We start from the raw sequence: 22876 nt of genomic DNA, 5'->3' as shown, positions 1-22876 counted from the left end.
TTGGGGCTAAGGCCCTTTTTTTGTTTGTATGGAGGAATTTTGTGACAAAACTCGAGCAAGAATTGACAGCAATGTTGGAGCCTGCAGTTGAAGCACTGGGGTTTGAATTATTGGGTCTTGAGTTTGTGCAAGCTGGTCGTCATTCTACGTTGCGTGTTTACATTGAACACGAAAATGGCATTACTGTAGATAATTGTGCAGATGTAAGTCGACAAGTTAGCGCGATTTTAGATGTTGAAGACCCCATTACAAACGAATATGACTTGGAGGTGTCTTCTCCAGGTGTAGATAGACCGTTATTTAAACAGGCGCATTACGAGAAGGCACAGGGTGAAGAAGTACGCGTACGTACTAAACTTCCTCAGGATGGTCGTCGTAACTTCAAAGGCGACTTAGTTGCTATAAGTAGTGACATGATCACGATAAGCGTAGATGGTGCAGAGCATTTTATCATGCTTAGCAACATCGAACGCGCGAATATTATCGCAAAGTTTTAAGTATTAAGTGCGAAGGACAAGGGCAAGCGAGGCATTACCTATGGCAAAAGAAATATTATTGGTGGCAGAAGCCGTTTCCAATGAAAAGGCAGTCCCAAGAGAAAAGATTTTTGAAGCATTAGAGTTCGCACTAGCGACTGCAACAAAGAAAAAGCATACTGGCGACATTGAAGTTCGTGTAGCTATTGACCGTAAAACAGGTGAGTACGACACATTCCGTCGTTGGATGGTTGTTGAGCCACGCGAAGATGGTTCACTTGAAAACCCTTACGCGGAAATTACAATAGAAGCGGCTCAAGTAGAAGAGCCGGACATTAAATTAGGTGATTACGTAGAAGAACAAATAGAGTCGATTAAATTCGACCGAATCACAACGCAAATGGCTAAACAAGTTATCGTACAGAAGGTACGTGAGGCTGAACGTGCACTCGTTGTTGAAGCATACAAAGATCAACAGGGCGAGTTAGTCACTGGAGTCGTTAAAAAGGCGACTCGTGATGCTATCGTGATTGATTTAGGTAACAACGCAGAAGCCGTTATTTACCGTGAAGACATGTTACCGCGCGAAAGTTTCCGCCCAGGTGACCGTGTACGTGGCCTGCTATATGACGTAAAACCAGAAGCACGTGGCGCGCAGTTATTTGTAACGCGTTCAAAGCCTGAAATGCTGATGGAGTTATTCCGTATCGAAGTACCAGAAATTGGTGAAGAGATGATAGAGCTTCGTGGCGCAGCACGTGACCCAGGTTCTCGTGCAAAAATCGCGGTGAAGTCCAATGATAAACGTATCGACCCAGTTGGTGCATGTGTTGGTATGCGTGGTGCACGTGTTCAAGCAGTATCATCAGAGCTAGGTGGTGAGCGGGTGGATATCGTACTTTACGATGATAATCCAGCTCAGTTTGTTATCAATGCGATGGCCCCTGCAGAAGTGGCGTCTATCGTAATGGACGAAGATTCTCGCTCTATGGATATTGCGGTAGAAGCAGATAATCTTGCACAAGCAATCGGTCGCAATGGTCAAAACATTCGCTTAGCCAGCCAGCTTACTGGTTGGGAGCTAAATGTTATGACAGTAGAAGATATGGCAGCTAAAAATGCTGAAGAGTCAGACAAGTTAGTGAATTTATTCACTGAGCACTTAGACATTGACGATGACTTTGCAGCATTGCTAATTAACGAAGGCTTCTCAACATTAGAAGAAGTAGCTTACGTACCAGTTTCTGAGTTCCTTGAAATTGATGGTTTAGACGAAGACACAGTTGAAGAGCTTCGTAACCGTGCGAAAGATGCGCTAACAACGAAAGCACTTAAAACTGAAGAAAGTTTAGAAGGTGCAGAGCCTGCTGAAGATCTATTGGCATTAGAAGGCCTAGAACGCCATTTAGCGTTTGTTATGGCCAGCAAAGGTGTAGTTACACTTGAAGATTTGGCAGAGCAAGGCATCGATGAACTTGTAGAAATAACCGATTTATCAGAGCAAGAAGCTGGGCAGTTAATTATGGCTGCGCGTAACATTTGTTGGTTTGGTGAAGACGCATAAATTTATTAACGGAGGTAACACACACTATGGCAGAAGTGAGCATTGAGAAACTAGCCGAGACTATTGATACAACTGTTGATAAATTACTGCAGCAGTTGAATGATGCAGGGATCACCAAAGGTAAAGACGACAGCGTAACTGAGTCTGAAAAAGCGCAATTACTTGACCACCTTAGCCGTCAACATGGTGGTAAAGGTGCGGAAGGTCCAGAGCGCATGACATTGCAACGTAAAAGCAAAAGCACATTAAGTGTGAAAGGCTCAACGGGCAAAGAAAAGTCAGTGTCAGTTGAAGTGCGTAAAAAACGCACGTATGTTAAAAAGAGCGCAATTGATCAGCAAAAAGAGCAAGAGCGTTTAGCGGCGGAAGAAGCTGCGCGTCAAGAAGCTGAGCTTAAAGCACAGCAAGAGGCTGAACTAAGAGCCAAAGAAGAAGCTGAGCGTAAGGCCAAAGAGGAAGCCGAGCGCAAAGCCAAAGAGGAAGCTAAACGTAAGGCAGAAGCTGAGCGTAAAGCTAACGAACCGCAAGACAAAAAAGTGGATAGTGCGCAAGCTGAAAAAGATCGCCTTGAAGCTGAGCGTCTGCAAAAAGAAGCAGAAGAGGCAGCATTGAGAAAAGCTGAAGAAGAAGCGAAGCGCCAAGCTGAAGAGGCGCGTAGACTAGCTGAAGAAAATGAAGCTCGTTGGAAGAAAGAAGAAGAGGAACGTCGTCTTCGTGAAGAAACGGCAGACCACCATTTAACGACCTCAACTTACGCTCGTGAAGCGGAAGATGAGTCTGACGCACGTGAAGAGAAAAGTGCGCGTCGTAAGAAGAAGAAAAAGGCTCCTGCTAAAGTTGAAGCGCCTATTAAGGGTCGCAAAGGTAAGCTTAAAGCTCCAACGTCTCTACAACACGGTTTCCAAAAGCCAGTTACAGATGTGAAACAAGAAGTGCGTATCAGTGAGACCATCACTGTTGCTGAGCTTGCTTCACGTATGGCAGTTAAAGGTGCTGAAGTTGTTAAAACGATGATGAAAATGGGCGATATGGTTACAATCAACCAAGTTATCGACCAAGAAACAGCTCAGCTAGTTGCTGAAGAAATGGGTCACAAAGTGATTCTAGTGAAGGAAAATGAACTAGAAGAGCAGGTGTTGAGTGATCGAGCAGAAGTTGACTCAATGGAGCCACGTGCGCCTGTTGTAACTGTAATGGGTCACGTTGACCATGGTAAAACGTCAACACTAGACTACATTCGTAGCGCTAAGGTAGCTTCTGGCGAGGCCGGTGGTATTACTCAGCACATTGGTGCATATCACGTTGAAACGGAAGGCGGCATGATCACCTTCCTTGATACTCCAGGACACGCGGCATTTACTTCAATGCGTGCACGTGGTGCAAAAGCGACGGATATCGTAATCTTGGTGGTTGCGGCTGATGATGGTGTTATGCCACAGACTAAAGAAGCCGTTCAACACGCTAAAGCAGCAGGTGTACCTCTAATCGTTGCTGTTAACAAGATGGATAAAGAAGGCGCAGACCCAGACCGCGTTAAAAACGAATTAGCTCAATTGGATGTTATTCCTGAAGAATGGGGTGGTGACGTACAGTTTGTTCACATCTCTGCTAAAGCAGGTACTGGCGTTGATGAGCTACTTGAAGCTGTATTAATGCAAGCAGAATTACTTGAATTGACAGCGCCTACTAAAGGTATGGCTGCGGGTGTGGTGATTGAGTCTCGTCTTGATAAAGGTCGAGGTCCAGTTGCAACAGTACTTGTTCAGTCAGGTCAGTTATGTCAGGGTGACATTGTACTGTGTGGTCTAGAGTATGGCCGTGTTCGTGCAATGCGCGATGAAAATGGTCAAGAGATTAAAACAGCGGGCCCTTCAATCCCTGTTGAAGTTCTAGGTCTTTCGGGTGTTCCTGCAGCTGGTGATGAAGCAACGGTTGTTAAAGATGAGCGTAAAGCTCGTGAAGTTGCTCTTTACCGTCAAGGTAAGTTCCGCGATGTTAAATTAGCGCGTCAGCAAAAAGCTAAACTTGAAAATATGTTTAGTAACATGACTGAAGGTAACGTATCTGAAGTTAACGTGGTACTTAAAGCGGACGTTCAAGGTTCTATCGAAGCGATTGCTGATTCACTAACTAAACTTTCAACTGATGAAGTTAAAGTGAAGATTGTAGGTTCTGGTGTAGGTGGTATCACTGAAACTGATGCGACACTAGCAGCAGCGTCGAATGCGATTATTGTAGGCTTTAACGTACGTGCTGATGCATCTGCACGTAAAGTGATTGAAGCTGAGAACCTAGACTTACGTTACTACAGCGTAATATACAGCTTGATTGAAGAAGTTAAGCAAGCTATGTCTGGTATGTTGGCACCTGAATTCAAGCAAGAGATCATTGGTCTTGCTGAAGTACGTGATGTGTTTAAATCACCTAAGATTGGTGCGATTGCGGGCTGTATGGTTACTGAAGGTTTGGTTAAACGTAGCGCGCCAATTCGTGTACTTCGCGACAACGTAGTTATCTATGAAGGTGAGCTGGAATCTCTACGCCGCTTTAAAGATGATGTACAAGAAGTACGCAACGGTATGGAATGTGGTATCGGTGTTAAGAACTACAATGACGTGAAAGTTGGCGACCAAATCGAAGTATTCGAAACGGTTGAAGTACAGCGTACGTTGTAATTCAATGCTGATATGATGATTGAAATGGGGGCAATAGCCCCCATTTTGTCTATTGTGTTTAAATAAAACTTATTTTTATTTTTCAATAAGTTAATTTTATAAGTGGTGAAAATGAGAGAATTTTCTCGCACAGACAGAGTGGCTCAGCAGATTCAAAAAGAGATTGCAGTCATTCTACAACGTGAAATTAAAGATCCCCGTTTAGGATTTGTAACGGTATCGGCCGTCGAAGTTTCGAGGGACTTATCTTACGCAAAAATCTTTATCACGGTACTTAATACTACTGATGAAGATAAGACGAAACAAAGCGTTGCGATTTTAAATGATGCTACTGGCTACATTCGCTCAGTATTAGGTAAGCGTATTCGTGCGCGTATCATGCCAGAACTGCGCTTCGTAGTAGATAATTCTCTACTAGAAGGTATGCGTATTTCTAACTTAGTCGATACGGTTATTCGAGAAGACAATGAAAAACGTGGCCCAGATTCATCTGAGAATTCTTCTGAGAACCCTTCTGATAATTCTTCTGAGAATGAGCAAAAGTAATGGCTAGGCGTTCAAAAGGTCGCCCGGTTGATGGCATTGTGCTTCTGCACAAGCGCGAAGGGATTTCATCAAATAAAGCGTTACAGCAAGCTAAAGGTATTTACTTCGCACAAAAAGCGGGCCATACCGGTGCATTAGACCCATTGGCTACAGGTATGTTACCTATTTGCTTTGGTGAGGCGACCAAGTTTACACAGTTTTTATTAGATACAGACAAAACTTATGTTGTACGCGCTAAGCTTGGCGAGCGTACAACAACTTCTGACTCTGATGGTGAAGTGGTAGAAACACGTTCCGTTAATGTTGATAAGGCTGCGATTCAAGCGGCTGTTGACAGCTTTCTGGGTGAGTCTGACCAATACCCTTCTATGTACTCTGCGCTTAAGTATCAGGGGCAGCCCTTGTACAAATATGCGCGAGAGGGCATTGAGGTGCCAAGAAAGTGTCGAAAAATCAATGTGTATAGCTTAACACTTGATGAGTATGATGCTGATAATGAAGAAATTCAGATGACAGCACATGTTTCAAAAGGCACTTATATTCGTACTATTGTTGATGACTTGGGTGAAAAACTTGGCTGTGGTGCGCACGTAATAATGCTGCATCGCTCAAAAGTTGGTCACTACCCAAGTGAAAAAATGGTTACGATTGAACAGCTGGAAGAAAAGCTTAATCAAGCAAAGGCTGAAGGTTTAGAGCCCTCCACTTACATTGACCAGTTACTCCTACCGATGGATAGTGCTTTGGTTGATTTACCTGCAGTAGAAATTTCTACCCAGCAAGGTATTGCCTTTAGTCATGGTCAGGTTGTGGTGTGTGGTGATGTGCCAGAAGGGATAGTCAAAGTGCTTGCAGATGGCCAATTTATTGGGATCGGTGAGCGAAACGTGGATGGTCACCTTAAGGCAAAAAGGGCGCTTGCCACCAATCAATAAGTTTTTCTAGTTTCTGGCGCAGATTGCTGATACAATGCGCGCCGCTTACTCGCTTTGGCTGAATTAGTGATCGGCTAAAGCACAATTTAAATTTATTTTGGAGTTATTATGTCACTAAGCAACCAAGAAAAAGCAGAAATCGTAGCAAAATTCGCACGTGCAGAAGGCGACACAGGTTCACCTGAAGTACAAGTTGCACTTCTTACTGCTGACATCAACAAGTTACAAGGTCACTTTGCTAACCACAAGCATGATTTCCACTCACGTCGTGGTCTTCTTCGCAAAGTTAGCCAACGTCGTAACTTACTAGATTACCTTAAAGGTAAGAGCGTTGATCGTTACTCTGCACTAATCAAAGAGCTTGGCCTACGTCGCTAATCGCTTGATTATTTGTTGGCTTTTTGGCCGACATCAAAAAAGGGGCTTAATAGCCCCTTTTTTTGTGGCCGTTGTACAAGTATACTAGGTCACTTCGGCATAGGGCCGAAATTGCGCCGACATCGTTTGCCAATTGTAGTGCTTAAGTAGATTCAATGAGTAGTGAGTCTGGTTAAGACTGTAATTGGTAGTTGTTGGCGTTTATATTTGTTTTAATTAAGGAAATATTTGTGCAAGCAATTATTAAAGAATTCCAACTAGGTCAACACACTGTGACTCTAGAAACAGGTGCTATTGCTCGTCAAGCTGACGGCGCAGTACTTGCAAGCATTGGTGATACTTCAGTTCTAGTAACTGTGGTAGGTAAACGTGAAGCAACACCAGGCCAGGACTTTTTCCCACTAACGGTTAACTATCAGGAGCGTATGTACGCTGCTGGTCGTATCCCAGGTGGTTTCTTAAAGCGTGAAGGTCGTCCAAACGATGGCGAAACGCTAATCGCACGTTTAATTGACCGTCCAATTCGTCCACTTTTCCCTGATGGCTTTGTAAATGAAGTACAAGTTATTGCAACGGTTGTTTCTGTAAATCCAGAAATTCAACCTGATATGGTTGCTATGATTGGTACATCAGCTGCTCTAGCAATTTCAGGTATTCCATTTAATGGTCCAATCGGCGCGGCGCGTGTTGGTTATATCGATGGCCAGTACGTACTTAACCCAACGCTTAAAGAGCTAGAAGAAAGTAAGCTTGATTTGGTTGTTGCAGGTACTGAAAACGCGGTACTTATGGTTGAGTCAGAAGCCGATGTGCTTTCTGAAGAAGAAATGCTCGGCGCGGTTGTATACGGTCATGAGCAATCTCAGGCGATCGTTAAAGCTGTAGAAGAGTTCAAAGCACAAGCAGGTAAACCTACTTGGGAATGGGCTGCTCCAGAGAAAAACGTTTCACTTGCAGATAAAATTGCTGCACTCGCGTCAGATAAAGTGGGCGAAGCCTACCGCATCACTGACAAAGTAGCGCGTAAAGAAGCTCTTTCAGTTGCTAAAGAAGCGGTTGTTGCAGCACTAACAGCGGAACTTACAGAAGGCGAAGAGCTAGATACTCAGGAAGTTGGCAAACTGTTTGGCTCTTTAGAGAAGAACATTGTACGTGGCCGTATCATTGCTGGTGAAAAACGTATAGATGGTCGTGAACCAGATATGGTTCGTGCACTAGACGTAATGACTGGCGTATTACCACGTACTCACGGTTCAGCTATCTTCACTCGTGGTGAAACGCAAGCTTTAGTTACCGCAACATTAGGTACTGAACGTGATTCACAGATGATCGACGACCTAACAGGTACGCACAAAAACCATTTCATGTTGAACTATAACTTCCCTCCTTACTGTGTAGGTGAGACAGGGTTTATCGGTTCACCAAAGCGTCGCGAAATCGGTCACGGTAACCTTGCTAAGCGTGGTGTTCAGGCGGTACTTCCTACATTGACGGAATTCCCATACTCGATCCGTGTTGTGTCTGAAATCACAGAATCAAATGGTTCATCTTCTATGGCTTCAGTGTGTGGTACGTCACTAGCACTTATGAACGCAGGTGTACCAATCAAAGCATCTGTTGCCGGTATTGCGATGGGTCTTGTGAAAGAAGACGAAAACTTTGTTGTTCTTTCAGACATCTTAGGTGATGAAGATCACTTAGGTGACATGGACTTCAAAGTTGCAGGTACTAGCCAAGGTGTTACTGCATTACAGATGGATATCAAGATTGAAGGTATCAACAAAGAGATCATGCAAATTGCACTAAAACAAGCTAAAGCAGCTCGTTTGCATATCTTATCTGTAATGGATGAAGCTATTTCAGCACCATCAGCTGAGCTTTCTGAGTTTGCTCCGCGCATCTATACAATGAACATTCCACCTAAGAAGATTGCTGAAGTAATCGGTAAGGGTGGCGCAACGATTCGTCAGTTAACTGAAGAAACAGGCACAACGATTGAGATTGAAGACGATGGCACAATCAAGATTGCTGCAACTGACGGCTTGAGCGCAAAAGATGCGATCTCTCGTATTGAAGCACTTACGGCCGAGCTTGAAGTTGGTACTATCTACAACGGTAAAGTAGTACGTATTGTTGATTTCGGTGCGTTTGTAAATGTACTACCAGGTAAAGACGGTTTAGTACACATTTCACAAATCAGTGCTGAGCGCGTTAACAATGTAGCTGACCATTTATCGGTAGGCCAAGAAGTTAAAGTTAAAGTACTAGAAGTTGACCGTCAGGGTCGCGTACGTCTTAGCATTAAAGAAGCACAAGAAACAACCACAGAACAGCCTTCTGAGCAAGCGCCAGAAGCACCTGCTGAGTAATTTTGTGTAAATAAAACAAGATAGTAGTGAAAGGGGGCTGTATGGCCCCTTTTTTTATGTTTTAATGGCCGCTACATATGCTCTAAGAGCGACTAGAGGAAGGACATGAAGTTAACATCCATATTTTTTTTACCCTTGTTAGTCATCGGATTGCTCGGCTGTCAATCTAGTCCCGACAAAGACGCACAGCATGTGATCAATGTACCGCTAAGCGTTCCGTTGGCGTCCAATTTTAGTAATGAACTTGCGATTGCTCGTTATTCGGAATTTTTACTTGCCAGTGATCTACAACAAGAGCAACGGGCCCAGCTTTTTTACAACCGTGGTATGCTCTATGACAGCCTAGGGCTGACAACATTGGCACGCATAGATTTTAACCGTGCAGTGAAGATGAAGCCTGATTTGGCTGAGGTCTACAACTTTCTTGGCATTCACCACACTTTGCTGCAAGAGTATGGGCAAGCATACGATATGTTTGACACCTTATTAGAGCTGGATGAGTCTCATGAATATGGTTACTTGAATCGTGGTATTGCTCTTTACTACGGAGATCGTCCAGCGTTGGCGAGCCAAGATTTCTCAACATTTTTGGCGCGTGCTCCAGAGGATGCTTATCGAATGATGTGGTTGTATCTGGCTCAGGAGAAAGTCGACCCGTTGAAAGCAAAAGAGCAATTGCGTTCAAACAGCAGTGCACTGGAGCCCCAGCAGTGGTCAAGCCAACTGGTTCAGTTGTATTTAGGGCAGCTCAGCGAAGGGCAATTTTTGCAACAATTAGGTGAAGGTATATCCAGCCAACAGGAATATGCTGAGCGCTTGTGTGAAGCCTATTTTTATCTCGGTAAACTATATCAGTCGCGCGGCAAGCAAGCTGTTGCAATTGATTTTTTCAAGTTGGCGCTTGCCACCAACGTTTACGAATTTGTTGAGCATAAATACGCTCGTCTAGAATTGGACCTTTTAGCTGGTAATGCTCCGAGCTAGCAAGTCCATTTTGTTAGGCTTTGTGGTATTGATAATGTCACAAAGCCATCATCATCCGCAGCTGTTAGACTCACACGCTCGCAATTACTATTTGACAGCTTATCCGCAAAGCTATTTTTTTGCTCAGCATCGTCTCAAGCTTGATACGTTACCTGATTCGACTATTCGAGGCATGTTGGTGTTAAATAAACCTGATGTGCTATTTGAATGGGCGATTCGGCTTGCAAATAGCAAGCGTTACAATGCTAGCCGTTTGTACTGGCAAAAGTATTACGCTGGAGCCTCAGAGGCACAGCAGCGACGTTTACAGCAGGTATTTGCGCAACATCGAGCATTTGGGGAGCTTAATAGACTAACAGAGGTAATAAGTTTGACTGATAAGGTAAGCACTTTGCTAGCCAGTGAGCACGGTAAGCTACCTCAACAGCTTTCTTTTTCAGCAATGGCTGAGTACGGGCTAACGATGCTTTATTCGAGTTGGCAGTTCGCTTCAACATGTCTAAACCGTGTGATGATGCTGAGTGACCATTATTCTGGGGTTGTTAAGCTAGATGCTATACGAGCACAATATTTAAAGCAACCAGAGCCAATGCCTGATAGCTATTGCCTGTCAGAGGTATTTTATGTTGGCGACATTATGTCTTGCGGCGAACTATTAAGTGGATTTGCTCAGTGTGATGTAAAGCGTTTATTGACGGATTATCGCAAACAACTCAGTAATGTGGATTATTTGGTGGTGATGACTCGAGAGGGAAAAGCGAATGTTTTAAAAGGGGTAATGACACTTACAACGGAACATAATTATCAGGTTTTTTTACATGAACTAATGCACTTTAGTGGCTTTGAGGATGAGTATGCGGTTGCATCGAGTAAAGCCCAATGGCTGTGTAGACAAAGTGGTCAGCTTGCTCCTAATTTGATTGTTACTCAGGGAAAGCCTCCGCGAAATTGGCATGCTAGTGAAACATGTCAACATGGCGCATATCAAGCGTATAAACCCAGCGAGAGCTGGAGTATCATGCAGTACCAGGAATTACCATTATCTGAGAGCTATCGCACTTTGTGGCAAAACGCCGTGAACTCAAAGCGTTACAGATTAGAGACACTTTCAAGTTGGTAGTCTACAGTTACTGACATTGAGTTAACGTTACGCGTAAGTACAGTTCAGGTCATAGGTGAAACATAGATATGAATATAATCTGAATTGTTTGTTAAAGTTGTCTAAAATATCATCAGCTAGAGTGTGGAACTATAGACAACTCAAACACTAATACAGTATAACTGAGGAAGTTTTGTGTGCTCAAAGCGTGTCATTTAGAATTATTAAAATCATGCTAATTTGGACACGCACTCAGTGTGGGTCGTGCATTTACGACACTGAAACAAAAAGGTTTAATCTATGACTTTGCTTTGGATACCCTTGCTATCCTTTATCGGCAGTATTCTTTCATCATTTTCGGGTAAGTTGTCACGCAACCAATCTACTGCGTTGACACTCGTTACACCGTTTATAGCGTTGGCTTTAGCGATTCATATTTCACCAGCGGTGTTCGCAGGGGATGTATTACGTGAAAGTGCCGCCTGGATCCCTCTATTGGGGCTTGAAGTGGCTTTTAGGCTTGACGGGCTCGCTCTATTATTTGTGTTTATGATTTTAGGCATAGGTATTCTTGTCATCTTTTATGCTCGTTACTATCTGAGTGAAAAGGACTCGATGCCGAAGCTGTTTTCCTATCTCATGTTATTTATGACAGCCATGCTTGGCATTGTTATGTCAAATAATGTGCTACAGCTATGGATTTTCTGGGAACTCACCAGCATAAGCTCATTTTTACTGATCAGTTATTGGGGCCACAAATCTGAAGCTCGAAAGGGCGCGAGAATGGCATTGGCAGTAACAGGTGGCGGTGGTTTAGCATTGTTGGCTGGTCTGCTTATTCTTGGCCATATCGTTGGCAGTTATAACCTAGATGTGATTTTACAAAGTAAAGCCTTGATCCAAGCGCATGGATTGTATGAAGTGGCGCTTATTCTTGTATTGCTGGGCGCTTTTACCAAGTCAGCGCAGTTCCCGTTCCATTTCTGGCTGCCCCACGCAATGGCTGCACCAACACCTGTGAGTGCTTACTTACACTCAGCTACTATGGTAAAAGCGGGTATATTTTTATTAGCGCGTTTTTATCCCGCCCTTGCAGGTACAGATCTGTGGTTTGTTATGGTTGGTTTAACCGGACTGACAACCTTGTTGTTTGCAGCCTATGTCGCCTTGTTTAAACATGATTTAAAGGGATTACTTGCTTACTCTACCATCAGTCATTTGGGGTTAATCACCTTGCTACTGGGTTTAGACACTGAGTTAGCGACAGTGGCGGCGATTTTCCATATTATAAATCACGCAACCTTTAAAGCATCATTGTTCATGGCGACCGGTATTATAGATCACGAAACTGGTACGCGAGATATGCGCAAACTTAATGGTATGTGGCGCTATATGCCGTATACCGCCACACTGGCGATGGTTGCAGCCGCTGCGATGGCTGGTGTACCTTTGCTCAACGGTTTCTTATCTAAAGAAATGTTCTTTGCTGAAACCTTGTATCAACAATTACTTGGCTCCATGTCTTGGTTGATCCCTGTTTTGGCAACCGTTGCGGGTGCTTTCTCTGTGGCTTATTCAGCGCGATTTATACATGATGTATTTTTCAACGGTGATCCGATTGACCTACCAAAGGAACCTCACGAACCACCACGTTATATGCGGGTGCCAATAGAGATATTAGTGGCGCTGTGTTTGTTAGTGGGTATGTTCCCCAACTTGGTTATTGATGGCATTCTTCATACAGCGTCTTCGGCTGTATTGGGTGGTGATGCACCCGAATACCACGTAGCATTGTGGCATGGCTTCAATCTACCTTTATTGATGAGCGGTATTGCCGTTTGTGGTGGTTTGCTTATCTATACTCAGCGTCGTTACCTATTCCAATTTCAGGCATCTTTACCTCCTTTAAATGCCAAAAAAGTATTTGATAACAGCGTATACAACATAGTGAAGTGGAGCCAACGTAAGATTACGGCTATTGAGAATGGCTCGTTGCAACGTTATTTGATGTTGATGTTTGTTGTGGTATTGATAAGTGCTGGTTGGCCTTTGTTTGAAATGGCTCAGCTTGTTGGAGGCAAGAAACCTACTGAGGTGGATATGCACAACGGGATCGGTGCCGCTTTATTGATGATAGGCGCAATTGGCACAGTGATTTGGCATCACGTACGGATGGTATCACTATTGATGGTATCTGTTGTTGGTTTAATGGTGTCAGTGGCGTTTACTCGTTTTTCAGCGCCAGACCTGGCGTTGACACAGTTGACAGTAGAAGTGGTAACCATCATTTTACTGATGTTGGCTTTGTTTTTCTTGCCACAAAGGACGCCTAAGGAATCGAGCTCAATCAGACTGTTACGTGATATTGGAATATCGTCAGCAATTGGGGTCGTGGTGGGCAGTATTTGTTACGCCATGATCACCAGACCACTGGATTCTATTTCTGAGTTTTTCATTGCCAATGCAAAAACCGGTGGTGGTGGCACCAATGTAGTGAACGTGATCCTTGTTGATTTCCGAGGCTTTGATACCTTAGGAGAGATTACTGTATTGGGGATTGCTGCATTAGGTATCTACAAGTTACTCATTAATCTACCGTTATTTATGCCTGCCAGTGACAGTGAAGGTCGTCCATGGGCTAAAGAACGTTATCCGCTATTACTTGCCAGTATTTCGCAAAGCTTGTTGCCATTAGCGTTACTTGTCTCATTCTATATTTTCTTGCGTGGACACAACCTACCTGGCGGCGGCTTTATTGCAGGTTTGATCACAGCAATAGCGTTTATTTTGCAGTACATAGCTCATGGCTCGCACTGGATAGCAGAACGTCTGACAATTAATTACAGAAAAATCATCGCATCGGGCATAGCTATCGCCTTGCTGACGGGGGTAGGAAGTTGGTTCTTTGGCCGTCCATTCTTAACCTCTTGGTTTGACTATTTTGATATACCAGTAGTGGGGAAAATTGAGCTTGCAAGTGCGTTGCTGTTTGACCTAGGTGTTTATATTACCGTTGTAGGTGCAACTTTAATGATTTTAGCGAGTTTGGGCAAAGTCACCGCGGATGCTCCAAAAGAAGAGGTAAACTTTTAATGGAATTGTTATATGCGTCTTGTGTAGGGCTATTGGTTACTTGTGGTGTTTTTTTAATCTTACGGGCTCGTACATTTCCAGTCGTGCTTGGATTAACTATGTTGTCATACGCAGTTAACTTATTTTTGTTCTCTTCTGGTCGTTTAGCCCTTAATAAAGCGGCTGTGTTGGGGTATTCAGAGGCGTATGCTGACCCATTACCACAAGCATTGGTGCTCACGGCAATAGTGATCGGTTTTGCGATGACAGCATTTGTGGTGATCTTAGCAATTCGCGGTCGAGCAGACTTGGGTAATGACCATGTAAATGGACAGGAAACTTCTAAAACTAAAACTAAGGGTAAAGCATGATCCAGCATTTGACTTCTTTGCCAATTTTGTTGCCCATGCTGGCGGGCGTTATTCTTCTGATGCCGCCTTGTGGTAAAAACTTAAAGATCAGACGTGTTGCGTCAGTGACTTTTGCCTTAGCTACCTTATGTGCATCGGTTGCATTACTTTCTCAAGTTAAGAGTCATGGTTCGCAAATTTATGCGATTGGTGGTTGGTCTGCACCATTTGGAATCGTTATGGTGGCTGATCCACTGTCAGTATTATTAGTGTCATTAACTGCAATATTAGGCGTTGCTTGCTCGCTTTATGCTTGTGCGGGTGATGATGAAAGAGGTGCGTTTTTTCATCCGCTATTACATTTCTTGATTTTGGGTGTGAACGGCGCGTTTTTAACTGGAGATATGTTCAATCTGTTCGTGTTCTTTGAAGTGTTACTTATCGCTTCCTATGCTTTGCTAATGCATGGCGGAGACAAGCACAACACGCGAGCGGCTTTGCAATATGTGATCTTGAACTTGGTTGGTTCCGCGGTATTCCTCATCGCACTGGGGACGCTGTACGGAGTGCTGGGTACTTTGAATATGGCAGACATGGCGCACAAGGTAACAACCTTACAAGGAGATGATATTTATCTGGCCAAAATTGGAGGCTTGTTGCTCTTAGTTGTATTTGCACTCAAAGGCGCATTGTTACCACTACATTTATGGTTGCCCAACACCTATGCAACAGCACTGCCAGTTGTAGCCGCATTGTTTGCCATTATGACTAAAGTGGGTGTGTACTCAATGATGCGGGTTTACACGCTGGTGTTTGGTAAGAACGCGGGCGAGCTAAGCTTGATGGCGCAAGGCTGGCTGTGGTGGTTAGCGATTGCCACAATCGTAGTTGGAGCTATCGGCGTGTTGGCCAGTCAAGATTTACGTAAGTTAACTGCCAACCTTGTGATTGTTTCAGTGGGTACGTTAGTGGCGCTAGTTGCTGTTCAGACTGTACAAGCCAGTGCTGCTGCTATCTATTACTTGGTTCATTCAACACTCGTTAGTGCCGCTTTATTTTTAATTGCAGATCTCATTGCACGTCAGCGGGGTAAAGTCTCAGATAGGATCACTGCTGGGCGTCCGGTCGCACAGCCCTTATTGTTGGGAAGCGGATTCATCTTGGCCGCGATCACCGTAATTGGTATGCCACCATTATCTGGTTTTGTGGCAAAAATTTGGTTGCTTAGAGCTACTTTTGAAACTGAATATGTGATGGTGTTCTGGCCAGTTTATTTACTGGCGAGTCTTGCGGTATTGATGGCTATATCTAAAGCAGGAAGTACTTTATTTTGGCACAATACTACGGCTAAGCCAGCGGATGCGGGTGAGCAGAATTTAGTGCATCCAGCGCAGTACTGCGCTTTGTTCTTGCTTGTGTTTGCTTCACCTATGATGATTGTTTTTGCAGGCCCTATAAGTGATTATGCATTATTCACAGCAACTGAATTACATAACTTTGCTGAAAATGTAAGCCTCGTTTTAGAAGGAGGGCAATAATGCGCTTAGAAGCTCGATTTGCATGGTTACCAACACCATTTCGTAGTTTGATGTTGTTTTGTGTTTGGTTGCTTCTTAACAATAGCCTGTCGGCTGGTCATATTTTATTGGGTTTGATATTAGCCATTGTTATTCCTTTGGCTACTCAGCCATTTCGGACTAAACAACCTTTGATTCTAAAGCCCGGTCTGGCTATCAGACATTTATTCTTGGTGCTGTACGATATTATTACAGCCAATGTGCAGGTCGCTTTGTTGATTTTGGGTCCTACGAAAAGACTTAAGCCGGGGTTTGTAAAAGTACCGCTAGATTTGTCACACAGTATGCCAATCACGATTTTAGCAAGCACGGTATCTCTTACTCCTGGGACGGTGAGTGCAGAGGTTTACCCTTGGCGAGAGTCTTTGCCTGATGGCAGTAAACCAGAAAAGCGCTACCTGCTTATTCATGTGCTTAATCTGGAAGATGAAGATGCCCTGATACAGACCATTAAGCAGCGTTATGAGGCACCGCTTAAGGAGATTTTTGAATGTTAGAGACTGTGATCTTGATTGTTTTTGCGATGATCGGTTTGTCATTGCTGTTGAATTTATGGCGACTAGTAGTAGGGCCCTCGGTACCGGACCGAATTTTAGCATTGGATACTATGTACATTAACAGTATTGCGCTAATCATTTTGTACGGTATGAGTATGGGCACAGGGTTGTACTTTGAAGCTGCTCTTCTTATCGCAATGTTAGGTTTTGTTAGTACGGTAGCAGTATGTAAATACTTACTCCGTGGCGACATAATCGAATAAGGAGGTATTATGTCTGAGTGGATAATTTCAATACTGTTGTTAATTGGCGGTTTTTTTGTGTTGGTGGGTTCAATTGGTCTTGTAAAAATGCCGGATTTCTTCATGCGTTTACATGGACCTACAAAAGCGACTACTTTGGGAATGGCCAGTTTGCTAACAGCGGCAATGATATATTTTAGCCAGCTACAAACTGGGATCAGTGCAAAAGAAGTTTTGATTTCTATCTTTTTACTACTCACAGCACCAATTAGTGGCTATATGCTGATAAAGTCAGCGATTCATCATAAATTGAAAAGTATCGAGCGCACCTCAGGAAAAGGTAACATTGAGGATGATGTTTAGTTATCAAACTAGCTAGATTTTTATTAGAAGGCATGATGTGAGTCATGCCTTTTTTATTACGACTAAAAGTAGCAACGGTTGCACTATGAATGCGTTTATGATGTTCTTGTATTATCGGGATAAATTCATACGTTTGTAGATTTGTAGAATGAGTAATAAGTCGCCAATTTCGTCGTGGTGAGTTTTAAAAGTACAAATTTTTTGCATGTACGCCGTTACCACTCAACACACTATAGTTGATTCGAGATAAGCGCCGGTTTTGCTCATAAGGAAGTTCATGAAATACGCCTCAATAAAAAGTAAATTGTTAGTGTTCGTTACTGTGTTAGTTGCATCGTTGGTGATGATATTGACACTATATATGTGGTTGCACTTGGGCACACAAAATGAAAAGCAAAGTACACAGGTACAGAGTGTTCTATATGAAGAAGCGCAAAAGAGTCTAACTGCACAAGGTCGCTATTATGCCCAAAAAGTTTCAGGCTTTATCAATGAGGCTTATCGGGTTCCTTTGACATTTTCAGGAATATTGAATAACACGGCACAAGTTCAACCCTTATCAAGAGAGGTTGTGCAAAAGGCGGTCTCAGGCGCGCTTATAGAGAACGAGTTTGTCTCGTCAATGTATGCTCAGTTTGAAGCTAATGGTTATGACAATAAAGATGAGCAATTTATAGGTGGAGCAAGCCACTCTGTAGAAGGTGATGGCACGTTAGAAATTTATTTTACTCGTGATGGCCAAACCGTGACACAGCAAAAAGTTGCGGCTGCAGCTGATAAATACCTTGATGCGCGAAATGAGTTTGGTTTGAGGGAAGCCGAATGGTATTTGTGTGCCCGAGATAAAAATGCACCCTGTATTATGGAGCCGTATTTATATGGTGATATGTTGATGACATCTCTGACGGTTCCTGTTCAGGCGAAGGGTCGCTTTGTTGGTTTGGTCGGCGTTGATTTGAATCTGCCAGTGTTCCAACAGCAAGTAGAGGAGCTCTCTAGTAGCCTTTACAACGGCGCAGCGAAGGTTACGTTGCTAAGTGAGCTAGGTTTAGTGGTTGGTTCTAGCCACTACAGTAAGCTTGCAAGGCCTTTGGGTGAATCGGTTACAAATCCCAATGTTGAGCGTCTAATGAAGTTGCACCTAAGCAAAGGACTATTGGATATGGGAGAAGAAATTGCATTGGCGGTACCTATTCACATTGAGTTGTCAAACACCACTTGGTCGTTACTCATTGAAGTGCCTAAGTCAGTCGTGCTCGAACAAGCGAAAGAGCTGGCGAATGAACTTGAATCTTCATCAAATGCATTGAGCCAAACAATGATATTAGTGGGCTTACTGGTTGCTATTGCAGGAATAGTGGTCGCTATGCTACTTATCAACAATATCATTAAGCCTCTGACCCATATCCAGCAACGTATAGAAAATTTAGCTAGTAGTGAAGGTGATTTAACGCATGAGTTAGAAGTGAGTTCACATGCTGAGCTAATTGCGCTGGCGAAGGGGTTTAATTCATTTACTGACAAATTGCGTAAAATGATAGATGACTTAAAGCTTTTAGCTGAACAGTCATACCAGCAATCTTTCAAAACGAATGAAGTAGCGATTAATATTAAGAATAAAGTAGCCAATCAACATAATGAAATAGACAGTGTAGTTGCTGCAATCAATGAGCTGAGCGCAACGGCTTCAGAGGTCGCCAGATCTTCGGAGCAGGCTGCACAAAGTGCTAACGAGGCGTCTGAACAAGTGCAAAAAGGAGAAGCGAGCATTGTGCAAACGACTCAGACTGTACAAAAAATGGCATCACAAGTACTTGATGCAAAGCATGCCATTAATAAAGTTGTGGACCGAAGCACCGACATATCACAAATTCTAGATGTAATTAGAGCCATAGCTGAACAAACTAATTTATTGGCACTGAACGCTGCTATTGAGGCAGCGAGAGCTGGCGAGCAAGGCAGAGGTTTTGCTGTTGTGGCAGACGAAGTGAGGGCGCTCGCCTCCAAAACACATGCTTCTACTAATGATATTAGTGAGTTGATCAACAACCTAATTCATGAGGTAAACCACTCAGAGGGGATTATTGAGAACTCAGTCTCTCAAGGTGAGCAAGCGGTTTCTTATTGTGAGGAATCTGCACAAGCGATGAGTACTATGGTATCAATGCTGGCGAGCATTTCTAATGAAGTAACACAAATTGCAACGGCCGCGGAAGAGCAAAGTGTAGTGACTGAGGAAATCAATAGCAATACAACTGGAATTGCTGATGCGGCGATGGAATTATCGCACCTAGCTGATCAAGTTGAGTTAGCGGCAAATTCAATGACGCAACTTGTTGAGCAAAAACACATTCAGCTAAATCTGCTCAAGACTAAGTAATGTAATTCATCATGTTAGTTTAATGACTATGAACAGTTTGGCTTTGAGCATTCCATTTCGCCTGTTTAGTGGATGCCCAAGATGCTCATTCATATATTGGCATATTTGTGTGAGATAACATAAAATAACTGTTAATTTATACAGTAGGTTGTCGCTTTTTCAATGAAACTTTATATAGCAGAAAAGCCATCACTCGGTAGAGCGATTGCGGATGCGTTGCCAAAGCCGCATAAAAAGCAGGATGGGTTTATAGAAACGGGTGATGGCAGTGTTGTGTCTTGGTGCATTGGTCACTTGCTAGAGCAAGCAGAGCCAGAGGATTATGACCCTAAATTTAAGAAGTGGCAGTATCAGCATCTACCGATAGTCCCTCCACAATGGCAATTTAAGGCAAAACCCAAAACTAAAAAACAACTAAGTGTTTTAAAAAAACTGATTAAGTCTGCGGATGTTATTGTTCATGCGGGTGACCCTGATCGAGAGGGGCAGTTACTAGTAGATGAAGTTTTACAGTTTGTAGGCTTAACGATGCAGCAAAAACAGCAAGCGCAACGTTTGCTCGTTAGCGATTTAAATACTCAAGCTGTAAAACGAGCTTTAGCGGCTATGCAGCCAAATAAAGCTTTCGTTCCTTTAAGTATTTCGGCTTTGGCTCGCGCCAGAGCCGATTGGCTATACGGTATGAATCTGACACGAGCGTTTACTCTTACGGGCCAAAAAGCGGGTTATCGAGGGGTGTTATCGGTGGGCCGAGTTCAAACGCCGGTGCTGGGGTTAGTTGTGAGGCGTGATAAAGAAATCAGCGAATTTGTTTCAAAGCCTTTTTATGAGGTATTTGCACATCTAGCCACTGATTCAAACGAGAAGCTGATAGCCAAATGGCAGCCAAGTGAGTCATGTGAACCGTATATGGATGACGAAAAGCGAGTGCTACTTAAAGCGTTGGCTGAGAATGTGGCTTCGCGGGTCACAGGCCAGCAAGGCGAAGTGAGTAAACTCGAGCAAAAACCTAAGAAGCAAAATGTGCCATTACCTTACAATTTGTCAGCTTTGCAAATTGATGCAAATAAATTGTATGGCATGTCTGCAAAACAAGTGCTCGATATATGTCAAAGTTTGTATGAAAAGCATAAACTGATCACGTATCCACGTTCAGACAACCGCTATTTGCCAAGTGAGCATTACCAGCAGCGAAACAAAGTGGTCGCGGCAATCGCAACTAATAAAGGCTGTGAGAAAGATAAGTTGGATGGCGCTGACTTATCGTTACGGTCGATGTGTTGGAATGATAAAAAGGTTGGTGCGCATCACGCGATTATACCGACTGAAAAGCAGTTAAAAGCTGCTCAGCTAGGTTATCAAGAGTTACAAATATATAGCCTTGTCAGTCGTCAATATATAGCACAATTTTATCCGCCCTACAGTTATCTTGAAACTACGGCACATATCATTATTGCAGGCGGTCTTTTTACTGCTAAGGCTAAACAGGTCAATGTTATGGGTTTTAAAGAACTATTCACAAAGCAAGATCAGGCTAAAGATACACAATCTAGCTTTCTTCCTCCACTTGTTGAAGGACAAAAGCTAGAATGTAATGAAGCACAAGTTCAGGAAAAACATACACAGCCACCACTGCACTACACGGATGCTACATTATTAAGTGCGATGACTGGGATCAGCCGTTATGTGCAAGACAAAGAGATTAAAAAAATTCTCAAAGAGACTGATGGGTTGGGGACTGAAGCTACGCGGGCAGGTATTATTGAGTTGCTATTTAAAAGAGGTTTTTTACAGCGCAGTGGTAAACAAATAAAGGCCAGTGAAGTAGGCCATTCCATGGTGAATATGTTACCAGAATCACTTACTTTACCTGATAGAACCGCGCTATGGGAATCATATTTAGCTAAGATTGCTGACAAAGAATGTACATATCAGGCCTTTATGGATCCTCTGATGATACAATTAAATGAATTTATTGAAGCTGCTAAAGTTATTCAAAACGTGAACTTCAAAGGACTAGCAACACCTCCTACTGCGAAACGTAGGTTTAAGAAGCGTGGTAAAAAAGCGACTAATACAGTTAACTGATCTTGTAATTAGAGTATTCGCCACAATATAAAACGCAAATAGGCAAAAAAATACAAATTAAGATATGAGTAATCAAATCCATTTAACGCCAGATAATATCCAGCAAGTATTGGGAGAGCAGAATCAAGATAAGCTGATTTTGCTGACTTTTTTTAGTGCACAGAATCCAGACTGTGTGGAACAAGCATCAATACTATCGAGTTTAGCTACAGGCTATGGAGCGCACTTGGTAGTTGCAACCGTCGATTGTGATCAACAGCAAGCTTTAGCTTCGCAGTTGGCTCAGCAAATTGGTCTACAATCGTTGCCAACTCTTGTGATGCTAAAAAATGGCGCACCTGTAGACATGCTCCATGGCGCACAGAGTGAAGATGAAATAAAGAAAGCGCTAGCTGAGCACTTACCTAAGCCTGAAGTGCTATTGCTAGATCAAGCAAAGCAGGCATTAGCTGCGGATGATTTAAATACAGCTTTTAGCTTTGCCAAACAAGCCTACGATATTGATGCTGATAATGTTCGTGTGAAACTCGTACTGGCCAATATTTGTATTCAAATTCAAAAACTAGATCATGCTAAAGCGTTACTTGATTCTGTAGGTGCGAATGAGCAAGATGCTTACTATCAGAATCTATGTGCTAAATTGCAACAAGCGCAGGCTCAACAAGAATCACCTGAAATTAAAATGCTAAGTGAAGCATTAGAGGCTGAGCCAGAGAACAATGATCTTAAGTTAAAGCTAGCAAAGTTGCTTGGTGACGCGGGAAGAAAAGAAGAAGCATTAGAATTACTTCTAAGTATCTTGAAGCGTGATATGAGCTTTGCATCAGCGAAACAGGACTTTTTGGAAATAATCACTTCATTACCTGATGGTGATGCGTTAGCTGCAACATATAGAAGAAAATTATACAGCTTATTGTATTAATCACTGTGCTGTCTTTAGGTGTACACCGGAAGTGAAGAGCGACTGGTGTATTTTCACAAAAATAGTTTGCATCTTTGCTTTTTTCTACAATACTTACTGTCCTCCTAATTAAATTTCATAAGATTTGTTGGGTGAAACATACATGGAACGTAGTTTTTTGAATGGTTTTGTGTGTTTTTTGCTCGAAATGCGCTTTTTTACAGTTTTTTGAAAAAAATGCTTGCTTTGATTTTGGAATTCTCTATAATGCGCCTCCACTGACACGGAGCGCCAAGCAACTTAAGCAAAGCAACAACGAGTCAGGGTCGAGTAAAACTTAACTTTAAAGCTTCTCAAGAAACTTAAAAATTAAGTGTTGA

At 43.0% G+C, this 22876-nt stretch carries 18 protein-coding genes; all 18 read left to right on the top strand.

Annotation, left to right across the window (positions count from 1 at the left end; translation table 11 throughout):
- The first annotated feature begins 41 nt into the window (after positions 1 to 41).
- Positions 42 to 497 carry a ribosome maturation factor RimP gene (gene rimP, locus BIW53_RS09690; protein WP_070991676.1) on the top strand — a complete coding sequence of 152 codons (456 nt, stop codon included), beginning with the start codon at positions 42 to 44 and terminating at the stop codon, positions 495 to 497.
- 40 nt (positions 498 to 537) lie between these two features.
- Positions 538 to 2040 carry a transcription termination factor NusA gene (gene nusA / locus BIW53_RS09685; protein WP_070991675.1) on the top strand — a complete coding sequence of 501 codons (1503 nt, stop codon included), beginning with the start codon at positions 538 to 540 and terminating at the stop codon, positions 2038 to 2040.
- A 26-nt stretch (positions 2041 to 2066) separates the two neighbouring features.
- The gene (infB, locus tag BIW53_RS09680; protein WP_070991674.1) at positions 2067 to 4715 is read left to right on the top strand and encodes a translation initiation factor IF-2; all 2649 of its coding nucleotides are present in this window, start codon (positions 2067 to 2069) and stop codon (positions 4713 to 4715) included.
- Between the two features lie 111 nt (positions 4716 to 4826).
- Positions 4827 to 5261 carry a 30S ribosome-binding factor RbfA gene (rbfA, locus tag BIW53_RS09675; RefSeq protein WP_070991673.1) on the top strand — a complete coding sequence of 145 codons (435 nt, stop codon included), beginning with the start codon at positions 4827 to 4829 and terminating at the stop codon, positions 5259 to 5261.
- On the top strand, positions 5261 to 6196 hold the full coding sequence (truB, locus tag BIW53_RS09670) for a tRNA pseudouridine(55) synthase TruB (protein WP_070991671.1): 936 nt from the start codon (positions 5261 to 5263) through the stop codon (positions 6194 to 6196). The genes rbfA and truB overlap by 1 nt, the downstream gene beginning before the upstream one ends.
- 108 nt (positions 6197 to 6304) lie before the next feature.
- The gene (rpsO, locus tag BIW53_RS09665) at positions 6305 to 6574 is read left to right on the top strand and encodes a 30S ribosomal protein S15 (protein ID WP_070984030.1); all 270 of its coding nucleotides are present in this window, start codon (positions 6305 to 6307) and stop codon (positions 6572 to 6574) included.
- Between the two features lie 230 nt (positions 6575 to 6804).
- Complete coding sequence (pnp, locus tag BIW53_RS09660) at positions 6805 to 8943, top strand: polyribonucleotide nucleotidyltransferase (protein WP_070991670.1); 2139 nt, start codon at positions 6805 to 6807, stop codon at positions 8941 to 8943.
- A gap of 105 nt (positions 8944 to 9048) precedes the next feature.
- Positions 9049 to 9927, top strand: a complete 879-nt coding sequence (gene nlpI / locus BIW53_RS09655) for a lipoprotein NlpI (protein ID WP_070991669.1) — start codon at positions 9049 to 9051, stop codon at positions 9925 to 9927.
- A 34-nt stretch (positions 9928 to 9961) separates the two neighbouring features.
- Positions 9962 to 11047, top strand: a complete 1086-nt coding sequence (locus BIW53_RS09650; RefSeq protein WP_070991667.1) for a hypothetical protein — start codon at positions 9962 to 9964, stop codon at positions 11045 to 11047.
- Positions 11048 to 11326: 279 nt separating this feature from the next.
- Complete coding sequence (locus tag BIW53_RS09645) at positions 11327 to 14119, top strand: monovalent cation/H+ antiporter subunit A (protein ID WP_070991666.1); 2793 nt, start codon at positions 11327 to 11329, stop codon at positions 14117 to 14119.
- Complete coding sequence (locus BIW53_RS09640) at positions 14119 to 14469, top strand: Na+/H+ antiporter subunit C (RefSeq protein ID WP_070991665.1); 351 nt, start codon at positions 14119 to 14121, stop codon at positions 14467 to 14469. The genes BIW53_RS09645 and BIW53_RS09640 overlap by 1 nt, the downstream gene beginning before the upstream one ends.
- Complete coding sequence (locus BIW53_RS09635) at positions 14466 to 15986, top strand: monovalent cation/H+ antiporter subunit D (protein ID WP_070991664.1); 1521 nt, start codon at positions 14466 to 14468, stop codon at positions 15984 to 15986. Before BIW53_RS09640 ends, BIW53_RS09635 begins: the two co-directional genes overlap by 4 nt.
- A complete protein-coding gene (locus BIW53_RS09630; RefSeq protein WP_070991663.1) occupies positions 15986 to 16522 on the top strand; it encodes a Na+/H+ antiporter subunit E in 537 nt (178 codons plus the stop codon). The genes BIW53_RS09635 and BIW53_RS09630 overlap by 1 nt, the downstream gene beginning before the upstream one ends.
- The gene (locus tag BIW53_RS09625; RefSeq protein ID WP_070984038.1) at positions 16516 to 16785 is read left to right on the top strand and encodes a K+/H+ antiporter subunit F; all 270 of its coding nucleotides are present in this window, start codon (positions 16516 to 16518) and stop codon (positions 16783 to 16785) included. Before BIW53_RS09630 ends, BIW53_RS09625 begins: the two co-directional genes overlap by 7 nt.
- Positions 16786 to 16794: 9 nt before the next feature.
- Positions 16795 to 17127, top strand: a complete 333-nt coding sequence (locus BIW53_RS09620) for a Na+/H+ antiporter subunit G (RefSeq protein ID WP_070991661.1) — start codon at positions 16795 to 16797, stop codon at positions 17125 to 17127.
- Positions 17128 to 17404: 277 nt separating this feature from the next.
- Complete coding sequence (locus tag BIW53_RS09615; protein WP_070991659.1) at positions 17405 to 19507, top strand: methyl-accepting chemotaxis protein; 2103 nt, start codon at positions 17405 to 17407, stop codon at positions 19505 to 19507.
- A gap of 162 nt (positions 19508 to 19669) precedes the next feature.
- Complete coding sequence (locus tag BIW53_RS09610; protein ID WP_070991657.1) at positions 19670 to 21595, top strand: DNA topoisomerase III; 1926 nt, start codon at positions 19670 to 19672, stop codon at positions 21593 to 21595.
- A gap of 64 nt (positions 21596 to 21659) precedes the next feature.
- The gene (locus BIW53_RS09605) at positions 21660 to 22517 is read left to right on the top strand and encodes a tetratricopeptide repeat protein (protein ID WP_070991655.1); all 858 of its coding nucleotides are present in this window, start codon (positions 21660 to 21662) and stop codon (positions 22515 to 22517) included.
- The last annotated feature ends 359 nt before the right edge of the window (positions 22518 to 22876 follow it).

This window comes from Pseudoalteromonas byunsanensis (assembly GCF_001854475.1).
Taxonomy (GTDB): domain Bacteria; phylum Pseudomonadota; class Gammaproteobacteria; order Enterobacterales; family Alteromonadaceae; genus Pseudoalteromonas; species Pseudoalteromonas byunsanensis.
The sequence above is the reverse complement of the archived record's forward strand: the minus strand, read 5'-3'. Positions and strand labels throughout refer to the sequence as shown.